Below are 17,325 nucleotides of genomic sequence, written 5' to 3'. Positions count from 1 at the left end.
CCGACGCGACCTGCCCCTGACCGATCATTACGACGTGCGCCGCGGCGAGGACGGCCACCGGCGCCTGCACCCCCTGGTGCGCGGCTTTCCGCTGCTGCGCTTTCCCCTGCTGAACAAAGGCACCGCGTTCACCGAGGACGAACGCCAGGCGCTGGGCCTTGACGGCCTGCTCGCCCCGCAGGTCGACACGCTCGAGGCGCTGGTGGAGCGCCAGTACGCCGAGTACCGTCAGATTGAGGACCCGCTGGAACGCCACGTGTTCCTGCGCAACCTCCAGGACCGCAACGAGGTGCTGTTCTACGCCCTGCTCTCCGCGCACGTGGAAGAGATGCTGCCCGTGGTGTACACGCCCACGGTGGGGCTCGCCGTGCAGCGCTTCAGTCAGATCTACCGGTACCCGCGCGGCCTGACGCTCAGCACCCGCAACATCGACCGGGCCGAGCAGGCGCTCGGCAACGTTCCACTGAACGACGTGCGGATCATCGTGGCCACCGATTCCAGCGCCATTCTGGGCATCGGGGATCAGGGTTTCGGCGGCATGGCGATCAGCATCGGGAAACTCAGCCTGTACACCGTGGCGGGCGGCGTCGGCCCCGACAAGACCCTGCCTGTGGAACTCGACGTTGGTACCGGCCGCGCTGACCTGCGCGACGACCCCGCCTACCTGGGCGTGAAGCACGACCGCCTGACCGGCGAGGCGTACCTGCGTTTCATGGACCGCTTCGTGGAAGCCACGCTGCAGCGGTACCCGAAGGCCATCATTCAGTGGGAGGATTTCAGCAAGGACGCCGCTTTCGAGGTGTTGCGCCGCTACCGGCGCGTGGTGCCCAGCTTCAACGACGACATTCAGGGCACCGGCGCGGTTGTGCTGGCTGGCGTGCTGAACGCCTGCCGCCTGAAGGGCGAGGCGCTGCGTGACCAGGTGGTCGTGGTGCACGGCGCCGGCGCCGGCGGCGCGGGCGTGGCCGCCGCGATCCGTGAAGGCATGCGCCGCGAAGGGCTGAGCGCCGAGGAGATCGCCGCGCGGGTGTTTGTCCTGGATTCCCGCGGTCTGCTCACCGACGACCGGGCCATGGAGGACTACAAGCGGGCACTGGCCACGCCCAGCGCACTCACGGCCGGCTGGACCGGCACGGACCTGGAAAGTGTCATCCGGCACGCGCGGGCCACGGTGCTGCTGGGCCTCAGCGGTCAGGCCGGCATTTTCAGTGAGGCGGTCGTTCGCGCCGCGCACGCCAACACGTCCCGCCCGCTGGTGTTTCCGCTGAGCAACCCGACCGCGAACACCGAGGCGCTGCCTGCGGACGTGCTGGCCTGGACGGACGGGCAGGCCATCGTGGCGACCGGTAGTCCCTTTGACCCGGTCACGCACGGCGGCACCACCCACGAGATCGGGCAGGGCAACAACGCCTTTATCTTCCCTGGACTGGGGTTTGGGGCGGTGCTGGCCCGCGTGCGTGAAATTACCGATGAGATGGTCACCGCCGCTGCGTACGCCCTGGCCGGGTACACCCAGGAGCACCACCCGGCCCGGACGTACCCGCCCGTGTCGGAACTCAACCGCGCGAGTGTTCAGGTGGCCGTGGCCGTCATCCGGCAGGCCCTCGCAGACGGCGTCGCCACGGAGTTCAGCGTGCGCGGCCTGAGCGACGCGGAACTGCTGACCCTGGTGGAACGCAAGTTCTGGCAGCCGCGGTACCTGCCGTTCCAGAGTTCCTGAGTCCAGACGGACCTTACGGTAACGAAGCCGGATCCTTGCGTCCGGCTTCGCCCTGTCATGCCTGCCCAGGTCCGGTGCGGCCTCAACCGCCGGCGCCGCCACGCAGGCTGTGCCCATCGCCTGGGTCGTATCGCCTCAGGGCCCGTGAACCCCGCCCTGGACCATGTGGCTCGCGTGGTCCCCCGGCCACCTTCAGGTGCGGGGCCGCCGGGTGTTACAGCACCTGAACGTCCGCCACGGTCACGGCCTGCGGGTACTGCACCAGGGTCACGCCGTAGGGCGGCAGCGTGAGGGTCGTGCCGGCAGCTTCGCCGCCTGGGAAGAGGACGCCCCCGTCCGGAATGCGGAGCGACACGGGGTCGGTGGCGTGGGCGTTCAGAAGGTGCAGGACCTGGGCGCCTTCGGGCAGCGCAGACACAGTGAGGTCCACGTGCGCCGGCAGCACCGTCAGGGGCACGCCCGCCCCCTGCAAGACCTCCCCGAGCAGGCCCTGCAGGGCGGACGGGGGCAGTTCGGTGCCCACGTACCACGCCTGCCCCTGCCCGAAGGTATGACGGGTCATGGCGGGCTGACCGGCGTAGAAGCGGTCGGTGAAGGTGGCCTGCGCCTGGGCGCCCTGAAGGTGAATCACGTCGCACCAGTCCGTGACGGTCACGGGGTCACGGCCGGCCCAGGCCACCGTGTTCGTCTGACCTGGCAGCAGCACGTCCCACTCCTCGACCCACAGGCCCAGAACGTCACTGATGGGCGCGCCGTACCCGCCCAGGTGGATGTGCTCCTGGGCGTCCACGATGCCGGTGAAGTACCCGCTGACCAGGTGCCCGCCGCGTTCCACGAACGCGCGCAGGGCGCTGGCGGTCTCATCCGCCATGAGGTACAGGTTGGGGAGGACCACCACGTCGTACCCGCCGAGGTCACCGTGCGGCGGCACGAAGTCCACGTTCTGCCCGAGGGCCTTCAGCGCGGCGTACCAGCGGGCCACCAGCGGCAGGAGCGGCAGCGCGGCAGGTTTGCTGTCGATGTTCAGCGCCCACCAGCTGTGCCAATCGAACATGAGGGCCACCCGCGCCGGTACGCCCGCGGCCAGCAGAGGTGTGAGGCGGCGCAGTTCCGCGCCGAAAGCGGTGACTTCGCGCCATACGCGGGACCGCTGCTGGCCGACATGCTGCACGAGGCCGCTGTGGAATTTTTCTGCGCCCGCGCGGGAGGCGCGCCACTGGAAGAACATGATGCCGCTCGCGCCGCGCGCCAGCGCGAGGTGGTTGAGCAGCCGCATCTGCCCGGGCGGTTTGGGGGCGTTGCGCAGGCGCCAGTTCACGGCGCTGGTCGCCTGTTCCATCAGAATCCAGCGTGCCCCGCCGCCCAGTGAGCGGGTCAGGTCGAACGCCATGCCGGCGTCCAGGTGCGCGAGGTCACTGCCGGGGTCAGGGTAGGCGTCGAGTGACACGACGTCCTCCTCCTGCGCCCAGCGGAAGTAGTCCAGGCCGGGCAGGAATCCCAGGAAATTCGTGGTGGCGGGCACGTCCGGCGTGATTTCCGCGAGGATGGCCCGCTCCATGGTGTGCAGTTCCAGGATGTTGTCGCTGGAAAACCGCCGCCAGTCGAGTTGCTGCGTGGGGTTGGCGTATGTGGGGGCGCGGCGCGGCGGCTGAATTTCCGCCCACGTGATGTAGTGCTGACTCCAGAATGCGGTGCCCCACGCGCCGTTCAGGGCGTCAATGCTGCCGTAGCGGCGTTCCAGCCACGCGCGGAAACGCCGGGCGCAGTGTTCGCAGTAGCACTGGTCAATGTGGCAGCCGTACTCGTTGTTGATGTGCCACAGTTTCAGGGCCGGGTGCTGGGCGTAACGGGTGGCGAGGGCGCGGGTCAGGCGCGCGGCCCCGTCGCGCAGCGCCGGGTGGCTGGGGCAGTACAGCTGCCGCCCGCCGACTTCCAGGCGCACGCCGTCGGCCGTCACCGGCCGGGAGTCCGGGTACTGCAGGGAGAACCAGGGGGGCGGCGAGGCGGTGGCGGTGGCCAGGTTGACATCCACGCCGTGGGCATGCAGGAGGTCCATGATCTCGTCCAGCCACCCGAAGTCAAAGTTGCCCTCGGTGCGTTCCAGCAGCGCCCAGGAGAAGATGCCCAGCGAGACCAGGTTCACGCCGGCCTCCTGCATCAGCCGGGCATCTTCTGCCCAGATCTCCCGCGGCCACTGCTCCGGGTTATAGTCCGCTCCGTAGATCACGCCGTTAAACCGCTGAATATCGAACATGCCCTGTCCCTCCCTGCCTGCGCGCCTGCGGGCACACTGCGCCGGACTCTAGCAGGGCGCCCGGCGGACTGGACACCCGGGGGGAGATAGACAGGACGGCCGCAGCATCCTGGGAAAAGGGCGGGCCGGGCGCAAGCTGCGCCCGGCCCGCCCCGCTGCGCGTTCAGCCGCGCAGCACCTGCTCGATGCGCTCCAGCGCCCAGTCCAGGTCCTCGCGGGTCGTCACCAGGGGCGGCGCGAGGCGCATGGTGGTCTCGTGCGTTTCCTTGCACAGCACCCCCAGGTCGCGCAGCGCCTCACAGTACGGGCGGGCCGCTGCGTGCAGTTCCACGCCGATCAGCAGGCCCCGCCCGCGAATGTCTTTCACGAGGGGGCTGGCCAGGGCGTGCAGGCGCCCGCGCAGGTACCGGCCGAGCTCGTCGGCGCGCGCCGGCAGGTTCTCGTCGTTCAGCACCTCCAGGCTGGCCTGGGCCACCGCGGCCGCCAGGGGGTTGCCGCCGAAGGTGCTGCCGTGATCGCCGGGGCGGAACAGGTTCATGATCTCGCGGCTGGACAGCACAGCGCTCACGGGGTACACGCCGCCGCCGAGCGCCTTGCCGAGGATCACGACGTCCGGCCGGACCTGTTCGTGATCGCAGGCCAGCCAGCGGCCCGTGCGGCCCAGCCCGGTCTGGATCTCGTCGGCGATCATCAGGATGCCGTGGCGGTCACACACGTCCCGCATAGCGCGCAGGAACCCTTCGGGCGGCACGATCACGCCCGCCTCACCCTGAATGGGTTCGAACAGCACCGCGGCCGTGTTCGGCGTGATGGCGGCCTCGATGGCGGCGGCGTCGCCGTACGGAACGCGGACGAAGCCGGGGGTCAGGGGCCCGAAGTCCTCTTTGTACTGCGCTTCGCTGCTGAAACTGACCAGGGTGGTGGTGCGGCCATGGAAGTTGCCGTCCATGACGATGATCTGCGCCTGGTCACGGGGCACGCCGCGCACCTGATAAGCCCACTTGCGGGCCAGTTTGATGGCGGTCTCGACCGCTTCGGCGCCGGTGTTCATGGGTATCACGGCCTCGAAGTTCAGGAGGCGCGTGACTGTTTCGTAGAACGCGGCGAGGCGGTCGTTGCGGAACGCACGGGAGGTGAGGGTCACCTGCTGGGCCTGTTGGGTCAGGGCGCCAATGATGCGCGGGTGGCAGTGGCCCTGGTTCACGGCGCTGTACGCTGACAGGCAGTCCAGATAGCGCCGGCCGTCGGTGTCCCACACCCAGGCGCCCTGAGCACGGTGAATCACGACGTCAAGGGGTTTGTAGTTGTGCGCGCCGAGGGCGTCCTCGCGGCGGAGAAGGTGGGCGGTGCCGGAATGGTCGAGAATCTGGGTCATGGGGCTCCTGCGCGGTATCGGACCGCGGTGCGGTAAGGGGGACGAGGCAGTCGTTCACTCTGGATGCTAGGCCTCCAACTGGCCCGCGAGAAGAGCCAGAATCAGGCGAAAACGACCAGCCAGCCTGCCCAGCCGGGATGCCTCTGCGGTCCGCCGGCCGGGCAGGCCGCAGCTCAAGGGGTCCGGTGTTCCCCGCCCGCCGTCCGGCACCCACAGCAGGTGGTCCCTACAACAGGGCGGCCGCAGCAACTCCACTGCGGCCGCTCCTCACAGACAGGTCAGCTTATTTGCAGCGGACATCCTGGCCGAAATACGCCCTGGAGAGCTTGGCGTACGTGCCGTTCCCCTGTACGGTCCGGAGCGCTCCGTTCACGGCGCCCAGCAGGCCCGTGTTTCCCTTCGCCACGGCCATGCCGAGTCGCTCCTGGAACAGCATGCTGCCCTGCACCAGCCGCCCGCCGGAGCGCCGCAGGGCCTCCAGGCCGTAGAACTTCTCGTTGACCATGGCGTCAACCCGGCCGCTCATCAGGGCCTGCAGGGCGTCGGTGTTGTTCGGGTACACCCGCACGTTCCGCGCGCCGGCCACCTTCTCGATCTGCGCCACGTACGTGGTACCCACCTGCGTCGCCACCGTCATACCTTTAAGCGCCGCCGCGGTTTTCGGCCCGCCGGGGCGCGTCACGATCAGCCCGCCGCTGCAGTAATGCGGCGCCGTGAAATCCACGGCCTTGAGGCGTTCGGGGGTGATGCCATGCGAGGAGATCACCAGGTCGAAGCGGTTCTGGTTCAGGCCGATCAGCAGGCTGTCGAACGGCTGGTTGATCCACTGGGCCTTGAGACCCATCTGCCTGGCGATCGCGTTCCCCAGGTCGTACTCGAAGCCTTTCATGGTTTTGCCCTCAAAGTACGTAAACGGCTTGAATTCAGCGTTCGTGGCGATGCGCAGCGTTCCGCTGGCCTTGATTTCCGCGAAGGTCCGCCCGTGGGCGGTGGAGAACAGCGCGGCGCTGAGCAGCAGGGCAATGGCGGGTCGGGTCATGGAAGCCTCCAGGGCAGACATCGGGACGGGGCGCGCTCACCCGGAGCGGGCCCGCAGGACGGAATCAGAAGCAACAGCAGGATCAACGTTGCTGTGAAAGATGCGCGCTGATCGCCGGGGCGACGGCCCGGCGTGCGGGTCCCCTGTGGGGACGCGGAGCAGCACGCCCGCGAGCATACCGCGCCGCCGCCCAGTCCGGCTGAGTGGGCCTGTCACTGCCTGTGTCAAGGTCCGGACCCGGCCTGAACGCACCGGACCACCACGCGACAGGGGGAGCGTTCCCGGACCAACCGGGACGCTCCCCCTGTCAGGCTGCGGTTTAGCGGTTCTGTGGGAACCCCAGGTCGATCCGGCTGCTGGCGGGGTCCGGCCACCGCGAGGTGATCACCTTCGTGCGCGTGTAGAAGCGCACGCCGTCGGGCCCGTACATGTGGGTGTCGCCAAACAGGCTGGCCTTCCATCCGCCGAAGGAGTAATAGGCGACCGGCACGGGAATAGGCACGTTGACGCCGACCATGCCCACCTGGCAGTCGAACTGGAACTGACGGGCGGCGCCGCCGTCCCGGGTGAAGATGGCCGTGCCGTTCCCGAACTCGTTTCCGTTGATGAGCTTCAGGCCCTCCTCGTAGGTGGGCACGCGCACCACGCACAGGACCGGGCCGAAGATTTCGTCCCGGTACGCGTCCATGTCCGGCGTGACCTGGTCGAGCAGCGACACGCCCAGGAAAAATCCGTTGCCGTCGAAGGTCTGGCTGCGGCCGTCCACGACCACCGCCGCGCCCTGCGCCTGCGCGGACGCGACGTACCCGGCCACGCGGTCGCGGTGCTCGCGTGTGATCAGGGGTCCCATCTCGTTGCCGGGCTGGTCGCCGGGGCCGACCTTCAGGGCAGGCAGGCGCTGCGCGATGGCGTCCACCAGGGCGTCACCGACGTCGCCGACCGCCAGTACCACGCTGATGGCCATGCAGCGTTCACCGGCACTGCCGTACGCGGCACTGACGGCGGCGTCGGCGGCCATGCTCACGTCCGCGTCCGGCAGGACGAGCATGTGATTCTTCGCGCCGCCCAGGGCCTGCACGCGCTTGCCGTGCGCGGTGCCCTTTTCGTAGATGGTGCGCGCCACGGGCGTGCTGCCCACGAAACTCACGGCGGCCACGTCCGGGTGTTCCAGCAGGGCGTCCACAGCTTCCCGGTCGCCGTGCAGGACCGTCAGGACCCCGTCCGGCAGGCCGGCCTCCTGGAGCAGGGCTGCCAGGAACAGGCTCGCGGACGGGTCCTTCTCGCTGGGTTTCAGGATGAACGCATTGCCGCAGGCCAGGGCGTTGGCAAGCATCCACAGCGGCACCATGGCCGGGAAGTTAAAGGGCGTGATACCCACCACCACGCCCAGCGGCTGTTGGATGGAGTACACGTCCACGCCGGTGCTCGCGCCCTCCGAGTACCCTCCTTTCAGCAGGGTCGAGATGCCGCACGCGAAATCAACGTTCTCCAGCCCGCGCGCAATCTCGCCCAGTGCGTCGGCGTGCACCTTGCCGTGTTCCCGGGTCAGGATGCGGGCGAGGTCGTCACGGCGGGCGTCGAGCAGCGCCCGGAAGCGGAACATGATCTCCGCCCGGCGGCTCAGCGGCACCTGCCGCCACGCGCGGGCCGCGGCGCTCGCGGCGTCCACCGCGGCGTTCACCTCCGCGCGGCTGGCGAGATCCACGAGGCCCTGCACCTCGCCGGTCGCGGGGTTGTACACGGGGCTGCTGCGGCCGGACGTGCCGGGCGTGACCTGACCGTTCAGCCAGTGGCTGATCGCGGCGGGTTTCGTCATGGTGTTCGTCATGGGGACTCCTGGTCGGCGGGGGCGTGAAGGGGGAACAGCGGGGGGTCAGTCGGCGGCGACAGGCGCGCCGATCATTTCATCCACGAGGGCCAGGGCTTCCTCGTACACGTCCAGGCCGTGGTCGAGTTCCTCCTGCGTGACCACCAGCGGCGGGCACACCCACAGGAAGTTGAAGCGGCTGTACGCGTACACGAAGCGGCTCTTGAGGTGGGCCGCGAGGCGCGCCATCTCCGGGGAGGTGCCATTGAACGGCGCCAGCGGTTCTTTTGTGCGCTTGTCACGGACAAGTTCCAGGACGCTGAACAGCCCGATGTACCGCACGTCGCCCACGCAGGCGTACTTCTGTTTCATGGCTTCCAGGCGCCGGCCCAGATGCGCGCCGAGTTCCAGGGTGCGCTCGAAGAGGCGCTCCTCCTCGTACACCTTCAGGTTGGCGATGGCGGCCGCCAGGGACACCGGGTGGCCGCTGTACGTCAGCCCGCCGGCCAGGAAGTGCGTTTCGAAGTACTTGGCAATGGGTTCGCTGACGATCACGGCGCCCAGCGGCATGTAACCGCTCGTGAGGCCCTTGGCGCAGGTGACGATGTCCGGAGTGACGCCGTAATGCTGCGTGGCGAGCCATTTGCCGGTGCGCCCGAAGCCGCTCATGACCTCGTCATCGATCATCAGGATGCCGTACTTGTCCAGCAGGGCGCGCAGCCGGGGGTAGTAGCTGTCCGGAGGAATCAGGAGGCCGTTGCTGCCGGTGATGCCCTCCACGAGCATCGCGGCGATGGTGTGCGGCCCCTCCATCTGAATCACTTCCTCAATGTGGGTGATGCAGCCGTCCTCCCACGCTTCGGCGCTGCCGCCCATGGGCGGGCGGTACATGTACGGGTCGAACACCCGCACGATGCCGGGGATGCCGGGCTCCACCGGCCAGCGGCGCGGGTCGCCACTGGCGCTCATGCTGCCCATGGTGGCGCCGTGGTACGAGCGGTAGCGGGTGATGATCTTGTCACGCCCGGTGTACAGCTTCGCCATCTTCATGGCGTTCTCGTTCGCTTCGCTGCCGCCCAGCGTGAAGAAGCTCTTGGCAAGCCCGGTGACCTGCGCCAGCTTCCGGCCCAGCTCGGCGCGGACATCCGTGGCGAAGCTCGGACCGGCGAAGCACATGGTGTCCACCTGATCCTTGATGGCCTGCAGGACCTTCGGGTGCTGGTGACCCACATTGATGTTGATCAGCTGACTGGAAAAATCCAGCCAGGCGTGACCGTCCCCGTCGAAAAAGTGACTGCCCTTCCCGCCCACCATGTGGATGGGGTTGGTCTGCGCCTGCGCGCTCCACGAGAACAGGGTGTAGTCGCGGTTGTCCTGAATGATCTGCGGTGAGTCCGGGTGCGCTTCGGGCATGGGGTCCTCCGGCGGAATGAAGGGGCGGCCCCGGCAGGCCGGGCGGGTGGGGCGGGCAGACAGGCTGGTGGGTGAAGTGTAGTTTTAGGCGTGCTGGCGCGGCAAGAGACAGTCTGTCCAGTTCAGGGGTTCACGGCGCGCGGCGGTCCCCGGAGAGGTGGCTGATGGCCTCGCCGGCCTCGGTGCGGGTAATTTCCAGCGCGAGGTGCAGACCCAGCTGCCGCCGCGGGTCGTCCAGGTCGGGCAGCATGGCGCGCAGCTGCTCCAGCCGGTAGTACACCGTCTGGCGGCGCACGCTGAGCCGGCGGGCCGTTTCGGCCATATTGAAATTGGTGTTCAGCAGGGCGTCCAGGGTTCCCAGCAGCGTGGACCGGGGCCGGGCGGGCAGGGACAGCAGCGGGCCCAGCTGCGCGCGCAGGAACGCCACGCTGCGTCCTGTCTCGGCCAGGGCGTCCAGCAGCGGCGCGAGGCCAGGGTCAAGTGCAGGCGCGGCGCGGTGCAGGATGCGGGCGTGCGCGGCGCGCGTCAGGGCCGCGAAACTCACCTCCTCGCGGAACACCAGCAGGGGCAGGCCGTACAGTCGTGAGGCCCCCAGCAGCGCGGGCGGCACGTCCCGGAACACCTGCACGAGTTCCAGTGCCAGTCCGTGCGCGCCGCGCTGGGCGAGTGAAGCGATGAACGCGTCCTGCTCCGCGTCATTCATGGAGGCCAGCAGCGACCCGGTGGTCAGCAGCAGTTCACCACCGGTCAGGAAGCGGGCGGCGTCCGCGACCTCGGAGACGTGCACCCACGTGACCGGTTCGTGCAGGTGCGCGTGCCCGCTGACGACCTCCGCGCCCGCGAAGGCCGGCAGGGTCAGCAGTTCAGTCAGGGTGGGCAGCATCGGGTCCTCCAGTCGGGCGGGGGTCATGACACACCCTGCGGGGCGCGGGTGAAGCGGTCGGCTGGGCGTCCGTCCGGGCGCCGCGCCCCACGCTTGTCCCCAGGGTGTTCAGGCGTGTGCATGACTCAGTGTGCGCCTCCTGTCACGCGACACCGCCTCGTGGGACCGGGCCTCAGGTGTCCGCGGACGCGTCGCCCGCCTCCGTGGTCATGCCTGCGCCTGAATCCAGCGGATGGCGCGGTCGGTCAGGTTGTCGAGCGCCTGGACGCTCAGGGCGAGGTGCTCCTCGCGGGTGTCCTCGATCCTGTTGTGGCTGATGCCGCGCAGGCTCTGCACGAACAGCATGACGGTGGGCACGCCGGCCCGCGCCACTTCGGCCGCGTCGTGCAGTGGGCCGCTGGGGAGGCGGTGCGTGCGGGGCGTGACACCCAGAATGCTGGCTTCGGCCGCCTCGATCAGCTCCGGATGAAACGGAATCGGTTCAATGCGCCACAGGTCCCCGAAGGTGACGGTGCATCCGGCGGCCTGGGCGAACTGCTGCGCGCCCCCCTGCGCCTCGCGCCACATGGCGGCGAGGTGGTCCGCGTCCAGGTGCCGCTGGTCGAGCGTGAGTTCGCAGGTCTCCACGACGCTCGTCACGATGCCCGGCAGGGTTTTCACGCTGCCGATGGTGCACACCCCACCGTGCCGTTCGGCAATCTCGTAGATGTGCTGCCCGAACCGCCCGGCCGCAAGGAACGCGTCCCGGCGGACGTTCATGGGGGTGCTGCCGCTGTGGGCCGCCTGTCCGTGAAACGTCAGGGTGTGCCGCTCGACCCCCACCGTGCCCAGCACGGGTCCCATGGGGAGGTCCAGGCCTTCAAGCACAGGCCCCTGCTCAATGTGCAGTTCCAGGTACGCCGCGGCGCTCCGCAGTTCCTCGCGGGCACGCGGGGCGTCCGTGAGGGTCACGCCCACGCGGGCCAGGGCGTCTTCCAGGGTCGTGCCGTCCCGGTCGCGGAGGGTGCGGACCTCCTGAACGTCAAGGTGCCCGCACGCTGCGCTTGAGCCGTACAGACTCCGGCCGAAGCGGGCACCTTCCTCATCGGCCCAGTCCACGAGTTTCAGGGTGACGGGGGGCCGCCCGTCGTACTGTTCGTTCACGCGGCGCAGCACCTCCAGGCCCGCCAGGACGTTCAGGCAGCCGTCGAGCCACCCGCCGTTCGGCACAGAGTCCAGGTGCCCGCCGATCAGGAGGGCGCGGTCGGACGCTCCGGGCAGGGTCGCCCACCAGTTGCCGGCGGCGTCCATGTGCTGCTGCACGGGCAGGGCGTCGAGGCGTTCTTTCAGGAACGCGCGGGCCTGCAGCCAGGTGTCAGTGAACGCCACCCGCTGCGCGCCCTCCTCATTGCCGGTCAGGGCGCGCAGGGCCTTGAGTTCAGTGATGGTGCGGTGCGGATCAAGCATGCGTCTCCTCGGGAGGGGGGGAGGACGGATGACAGCCGCGCGGCGTGCGGTCACCCATCCCGGGTCAGCGCCTTACTTCTTGCCGGTGGCCTTCTCCCACACCTTGTACGTGACGGCGGCGGCGCTGGGATCGCTCTTGAGCAACCCGAGGTTTTTCAGCAGGCTGACGTTCGCCTGGTACGTGGCGGGGTCGAGGTACCCGGCGCGGCCCTTGAGGGTCGGGCCGGCGCTGTACAGTTTGGCGACTTCGGCCATCTGCCAGGTCTGGTGACTCGCGGCACTTGAGCGCGTGCCGGAGCCCTTGCAGGTGTTTCCGCAGTTCACCAGGACGATCTGCACGGCTTCCTTCTGGTTCTTCACGGCGTAGTTCCAGCCTTTCAGGGTGGCGCGCACGAGTTTCGCGGCGATGTCCTCCCCGCTCTGGCCGCTGCCCTTGAAGTTCCGGTTGCTCAGGGTGCGTTCGGTGGTGAACATCAGGTCTTCCAGGAGGTTGATGCCGTAGTCGCTGGCGTGAAAGATCTGGAGTTTGTCCAGCGGGTAGCCGAGCCCGACGATCTGGTCGACCTCGTTGTAGGTCATGGCGCTCACCAGGTCGACCTTGTCGGGAAAGACGATGCTGGGGTCAAAGGGGTACGTGACGGCCTGCACGCTGGGGTTGCTGACGCTGCTGTCCAGGCTGGTGGTCAGGCCGTACTTTTTCAGGAGGGCCACGGCCGGGTACTCGTTGCCGCTGGGCCACACCCCCACGCGTTTGCCTTTGAAATCAGCGGGGGCTTTCAGGTTGCTGCTTTTCAGCGCGACGAGGGTATAGCCGCTCTTCTGGAACAGCTGCGCGATGTGCACCACCGGAATGCCCTGCTGCCGGGCGGTCAGCAGGTCTGTGATCCAGGTGGTGCCGAAGTCGGCAGTGCCGGTGGCGACCGTCTGGATCGGGCTTTGGTCGCCGGTGGGCAGGAACTGCACGTCCAGGCCCTCGGCGCGGTAGTAGCCTTTGGCCTGCGCGACGAAAAACCCGGCGAACTGCGCCTGCGGGAACCACTTGAGCTGCACCTTCACCGGCACGGGTTTCGGGCTGGTCTGGGCGGCGGCGGGGGCGGCAGGCAGGGTGAGCAGCAGGGCGGCCAGAGCAGTCGTACGGGAAGCAGTGGTGCGTTTCATGGGAACCTCCGTCAGGAAAGGGGGAAAGCGGGGCGGGATGCTCAGCGGCGCGGCAGCAGGCGGGCCTCGGCGGCGCTCACCAGCGAGAAGAAGGCAATGCCGGCAACGGATGCCAGGATGATGGCGGCCCAGACGATGTCCAGGCCGAAGCGGCCCACCTCGATCTGAATGCGGAAGCCCAGGCCGTGTCCGTTCGTGCCGAAGAACTCAGCGACGATGGCGGATATGAGCGCGAGGGTACTGGCAACTTTCAGTGCGCCGAATACGAAGGGCAGGGCGGCAGGGACCCGCACGTCCCGGAAGGTCTGCGCAGGACTGGCGGCGTAGGTGTGCATCAGGTCCAGGTGAAGGCGGGACGCGCTCTGGAGGCCCCGCACCGCGCCCACCACCACAGGGAACAGGACCGTGACGCCCACAACGACGGTTTTGCTCGGCCAGTCCAGCCCGACGGCCTTCACGATGACCGGCGCGAGCGCCACGATGGGAATTGAGGAGAACAGCGCCGCGTAGGGCAGCAGGCCGCGCTCGAGGAAGCGGAAGCGCACGACCAGCAGGGCCAGCGCGAGCCCCAGCACCGTGCCGGCCACGAAGCCCAGCAGGGCTTCCAGCACGAACGTCGTCAGGGTGTCCTGAAGCAGCACCCGCCGCGCAGTCCACAAGGCGGCCAGCACGCGGCTGGGGGTGGGGATCAGACCGGCCGGGACGGCGTAGGCGCGCAGCAGCGCCTCGGTCGCCAGGACCCCCAGCAGCAGCGTGAACGCCGCTGGAAGGATCCGCGCGGCGCGGCTTTCGCCCTGCGCCGCGCCGCGCACCCCCAGAGCGCCCACGATCAGCAGCGCCAGTGTCCCCAGCGCCCATGGACGCGCCGCAGGGGCCGCGCCCTCACCCGGAGCGGGCAGCGCGGCGCTGAGCAGGAGCAGGCCGAGCGCCGCGGCGAGCAGCAGGGCCGCCGTCAGGACGGCCCCGCGCGCCCGGGGGCGGGTCAGGGCCGGCGCTGTCATCGCCTGGTCCATGGCGTCACCCACTGTTCCGCGGCGTTCACCAGGGCCACCAGGGCGACGCCCAGCAGCGCGCCGTAGGCCATGATCACCCACAGCGCGACCGTGTCGCTGGCGCGGGAATTCTCAGCGAGCATCTTGCCCAGCCCCGCAAAGGAGATGGTGCTGATTTCCGCGACGATACTGCCCACCAGGGCGGACGTCACAGCCACTTTCAGCGCGGTGAAGAGGTGCGGGAGACTGGCCGGAAACCGCAGCAGCCGGAACGTCTGCGCGCCGCTGGCGTGGTAGGTCCGCATCAGGTCCAGGTGCAGGGGCTCGGCGCTGCGCAGCCCGCGGCTCATGCCGACCGCCACCGGGAAGAACGCGATGTACGCCGCAATGATCGCCTTGGGCAGGAACCCCTGCACGCCGTACTGGCCGAGCAGCACGGCCAGCATGGGGGCAATCGCCACGACCGGCACGGTCTGCGAGGCGACCAGCCACGGCAGCGTGGCCCGCTCGAACGCCCGGCTGGCGACCAGCAGCAGGGCCAGCCCCACGCCCGTGACGGTGGCCAGCAGCAGGCCCAGCAGGGTCTCTCCGGCCGTGACGCCCACATTGAAGGGCAGGGCCAGCGGCGAGGTGACGGGGGTGCTGAGCCGCACGAAGCCCTGTGAGAGCTGCGCGGGGGCGGGCAGAACCGGGTTGCGCAATTGTGTGGCGCAGGCCAGGGCCGTGCGGCACTCCAGTTCGGCGCCGCTGGCCAGGGTCCGCTGGGCGGGGCCCACGTTCGCGGCGAGCATCAACGGCCAGTACAGCAGCGCGAAGATCAGGGCCACGATCAGCATGGGGCCGGCGCTGGCCATTCGGGCGGGCCGCGCGGCGGTCACGGTGCTCCCCGCCGGGGGCCGGCGGCCCAGGTCACGCGTGTCCTTTTTTGAGCAGTTCGCGGATCTCAGTGGCCAGCGTGAAGAAGCGCGGGTTCTCGCGCGTGTCGTCGCTGCGCGGGTGGGGCAGGTCGATGTTCACGACGCCCTCGATCCGGCCGGGGCGGGCGGTCATGACAACCACACGGGTACTCAGGAACACCGCCTCTGGAATGGAGTGCGTCACGAAAATGACGGTTTTGCCGGTTTCGCGCCACAGGCGCAGCAGTTCCAGGTTCAGTTTCTCACGGGTGATCTCGTCCAGGGCGCCGAAGGGTTCATCCATGAACAGCAGGGGCGGGTCGAAGGCCAGCGCGCGGGCGATACTCACGCGCTGCTGCATGCCGCCGGAGAGCTGCCACGGGTAGTTCCGCTCGAAGTTCTCCAGGCCCACGAGGCGCAGCATCTCCCGGGCGCGCGCCACACGGTCACCCGGTACGTTCATGACCTCCAGGGGCAGCAGGACGTTTTTCAGAACGGTGCGCCACTCCATCAGGGCCGGCGCCTGGAACACATAGCCGTACTGCCGTTCGCGCCGGGCGGCGTCGGCGCTGAGGCCCGCGACGCGCAGTTCACCGGCGGTGGGCTGCTCCAGGTCGGCCATCAGGCGCAGCAGGGTGGTCTTCCCGCAGCCGCTCGGGCCGATCAGGCTGATGAACTCCCCGCGTTCAACGTTGAGGTTCGCGTCCTGCAGGGCCACGGTCTGACCGCCCGGAACGGGGAACACCTTCTGCAGGTCACGGATGGACACGATGGGCGCGGCGCTCGGCGCGGCAGGCGGGGCGGGGTGGGGCGTGGGGTGCGTCACGGAACCTCCTCAACAGGGACCAGCGGGGCGGCGGGGTGGGTCAGCGGCGCAGCAGCTGGCCGCGCGCCGGGTCGCCCACGAACGCGCCGCCCTGCACGGCCACCTGACCGCGCACGGTCACGAGGTCGGGGCGGCCGTCAATCTCCCAGCCTTCGAAGCCGCTGTAATCGTTGTTCATGTGGCTGCTTGCGGCGCTGATGGTGCCGCGGTAGGCCGGGTCGTAGATCACGAGGTCCGCGTCACTGCCGACACTGACGGTGCCTTTGCGGGGGTACAGGCCGAAGATCTGCGCGGCGCGGGTGCTCGCCGCGTCCACGAAGCGTTCCACGCTGAGGTTCCCGCGGCTCACGCCGTACGTGTACAGCACGTTCACGCGGTCCTCCAGTGCGGGAATCCCGTTGGGAATCCTCGTGAAGTCACTGTCCCCCATGTGTTTCTGCGCCACGTCGAACGGACAGTGGTCGGTGGCGACCGTGTCAATCTCCCCGCGTTCAAGCGCCTGCCACAGCCGGGGGAGGTTGCTGCGGTCGCGCAGCGGTGGGGACATCACGTACTTTGCGCCCTCCACGCCGGGCCGCTCGGCGTACGTGCGGTCCAGTGTCAGGTGTGGAATCACGACCTCCACGTTCAGGTTCACGCCGCGCGCGCGGGCGTCCAGGGCGGCCTGCAGCGCGCGGGCGTTGCTGAGGTGCACCACGTACCCGTGCGCGCCGGTCATCTCCACGAACGTCGCGAAGTGCGCGGTGCCTTCGGCCTCTACGCTTTCCGGGCGGCTCGGCTCGTGCCACTCCGGACCGGTTTTGCCCTCGGCCAGCAGCTTGCGCTGCAGTTCCGCGACGAGATCGGCATTTTCGCAGTGGGCCGTGACGACCACGCCCAGCTCGGCCGCCAGCCGGCACACCTGGAACAGCGCGTGGTCATCGATGCCGAACGCGCCTTTGTAGGCCAGGAACACCTTGAATGACTTCATGCCCTGCCCCACCAGTTCGCGCAGGGTCGCTTCAGTCTCGTCGTCCCAGCGGGTCACGCCGATATGAAAGGAGTAGTCGCAGGCACTGCGGCCGGCCGCCATGTCCGTCCAGGTCCGCCATCCGTCTGAAAGTTTCTCGTTTCCGGCCGGGGCGAGCATCTCGATGAAGGTGGTCGTTCCGCCGATCAGGGCCGCCTGAGAGCCGGTCGCGTGCGTGTCCTTCGCGAAGGTCCCCATGAACGGCAGGTGGATGTGCACGTGCGGGTCGATGAATCCCGGAAACACGAATTTGCCGCTCGCATCAATCACCGTGGCGGCCGGCGGCACGGGCAGACCCTCGCCGATCTGCGTGATCGTGTCCCCCTCCACAAGAACGTCTGCCCTGAACCGCCGGCCGTCGGACACAATCTCCCCGTTCTGAATCAGTAGCGTCATAGCACCTCCGCGCGCTGCCTGCAGCTTCGCCGCCCTGGGCGGTCCGTCACGTGTGAGCCCGACCGCACGGCGCGGCCACGTGCCTCCGCGCTGTGGGGGGCCTGTCTCCTG

At 68.9% G+C, this 17,325-nt stretch carries 13 protein-coding genes; 1 reads left to right on the top strand and 12 read right to left on the bottom strand.

The window, feature by feature from the left end; translation table 11 throughout:
• The first annotated feature begins 10 nt into the window (after positions 1-10).
• Positions 11-1,720, top strand: a complete 1,710-nt coding sequence (locus LAJ19_RS19480) for an NAD-dependent malic enzyme (protein ID WP_225524359.1) — start codon at positions 11-13, stop codon at positions 1,718-1,720.
• A 214-nt stretch (positions 1,721-1,934) separates the two neighbouring features.
• On the opposite strand, the gene LAJ19_RS19475 is transcribed toward LAJ19_RS19480, so the two are convergent.
• From LAJ19_RS19475 to hydA, 12 genes are all read right to left on the bottom strand, one after another.
• Entirely contained in the window at positions 1,935-3,974 is a 2,040-nt protein-coding gene (locus tag LAJ19_RS19475) for a beta-galactosidase (protein WP_225524159.1), read from the bottom strand.
• Between the two features lie 163 nt (positions 3,975-4,137).
• Complete coding sequence (gene rocD, locus LAJ19_RS19470) at positions 4,138-5,349, bottom strand: ornithine--oxo-acid transaminase (RefSeq protein ID WP_225524158.1); 1,212 nt, start codon at positions 5,347-5,349, stop codon at positions 4,138-4,140.
• A gap of 283 nt (positions 5,350-5,632) precedes the next feature.
• On the bottom strand, positions 5,633-6,388 hold the full coding sequence (locus tag LAJ19_RS19465) for an ABC transporter substrate-binding protein (RefSeq protein WP_225524157.1): 756 nt from the start codon (positions 6,386-6,388) through the stop codon (positions 5,633-5,635).
• A gap of 319 nt (positions 6,389-6,707) precedes the next feature.
• On the bottom strand, positions 6,708-8,216 hold the full coding sequence (locus LAJ19_RS19460) for a CoA-acylating methylmalonate-semialdehyde dehydrogenase (RefSeq protein WP_225524156.1): 1,509 nt from the start codon (positions 8,214-8,216) through the stop codon (positions 6,708-6,710).
• Positions 8,217-8,261: 45 nt separating this feature from the next.
• Positions 8,262-9,608, bottom strand: coding sequence for an aminotransferase class III-fold pyridoxal phosphate-dependent enzyme (locus tag LAJ19_RS19455; protein ID WP_225524155.1), 1,347 nt, complete (start codon positions 9,606-9,608; stop codon positions 8,262-8,264).
• 130 nt (positions 9,609-9,738) lie between these two features.
• A complete protein-coding gene (locus LAJ19_RS19450) occupies positions 9,739-10,518 on the bottom strand; it encodes a PucR family transcriptional regulator (protein ID WP_225524154.1) in 780 nt (259 codons plus the stop codon).
• A 180-nt stretch (positions 10,519-10,698) separates the two neighbouring features.
• Positions 10,699-11,937, bottom strand: coding sequence for a Zn-dependent hydrolase (locus LAJ19_RS19445; protein ID WP_225524153.1), 1,239 nt, complete (start codon positions 11,935-11,937; stop codon positions 10,699-10,701).
• 72 nt (positions 11,938-12,009) lie between these two features.
• Positions 12,010-13,095 (bottom strand): ABC transporter substrate-binding protein, encoded by a 1,086-nt coding sequence (locus tag LAJ19_RS19440; RefSeq protein ID WP_225524152.1) that lies wholly within the window; start codon positions 13,093-13,095, stop codon positions 12,010-12,012.
• Positions 13,096-13,136: 41 nt separating this feature from the next.
• Positions 13,137-14,108: an ABC transporter permease gene (locus LAJ19_RS19435; RefSeq protein WP_225524151.1), complete on the bottom strand. Its 972-nt coding sequence runs from the start codon at positions 14,106-14,108 to the stop codon at positions 13,137-13,139.
• Positions 14,093-14,923, bottom strand: coding sequence for an ABC transporter permease (locus LAJ19_RS19430; RefSeq protein WP_225524358.1), 831 nt, complete (start codon positions 14,921-14,923; stop codon positions 14,093-14,095). Before LAJ19_RS19430 ends, LAJ19_RS19435 begins: the two co-directional genes overlap by 16 nt.
• 73 nt (positions 14,924-14,996) lie before the next feature.
• Positions 14,997-15,809, bottom strand: coding sequence for an ABC transporter ATP-binding protein (locus tag LAJ19_RS19425; protein ID WP_225524150.1), 813 nt, complete (start codon positions 15,807-15,809; stop codon positions 14,997-14,999).
• 40 nt (positions 15,810-15,849) lie between these two features.
• Positions 15,850-17,214, bottom strand: coding sequence for a dihydropyrimidinase (gene hydA / locus LAJ19_RS19420; protein WP_225524149.1), 1,365 nt, complete (start codon positions 17,212-17,214; stop codon positions 15,850-15,852).
• Between the last annotated feature and the right edge of the window lie 111 nt (positions 17,215-17,325).

It is taken from the genome of Deinococcus taeanensis, from assembly GCF_020229735.1.
Classification (GTDB): domain Bacteria; phylum Deinococcota; class Deinococci; order Deinococcales; family Deinococcaceae; genus Deinococcus; species Deinococcus taeanensis.
The sequence above is the reverse complement of the archived record's forward strand: the minus strand, read 5'-3'. Positions and strand labels throughout refer to the sequence as shown.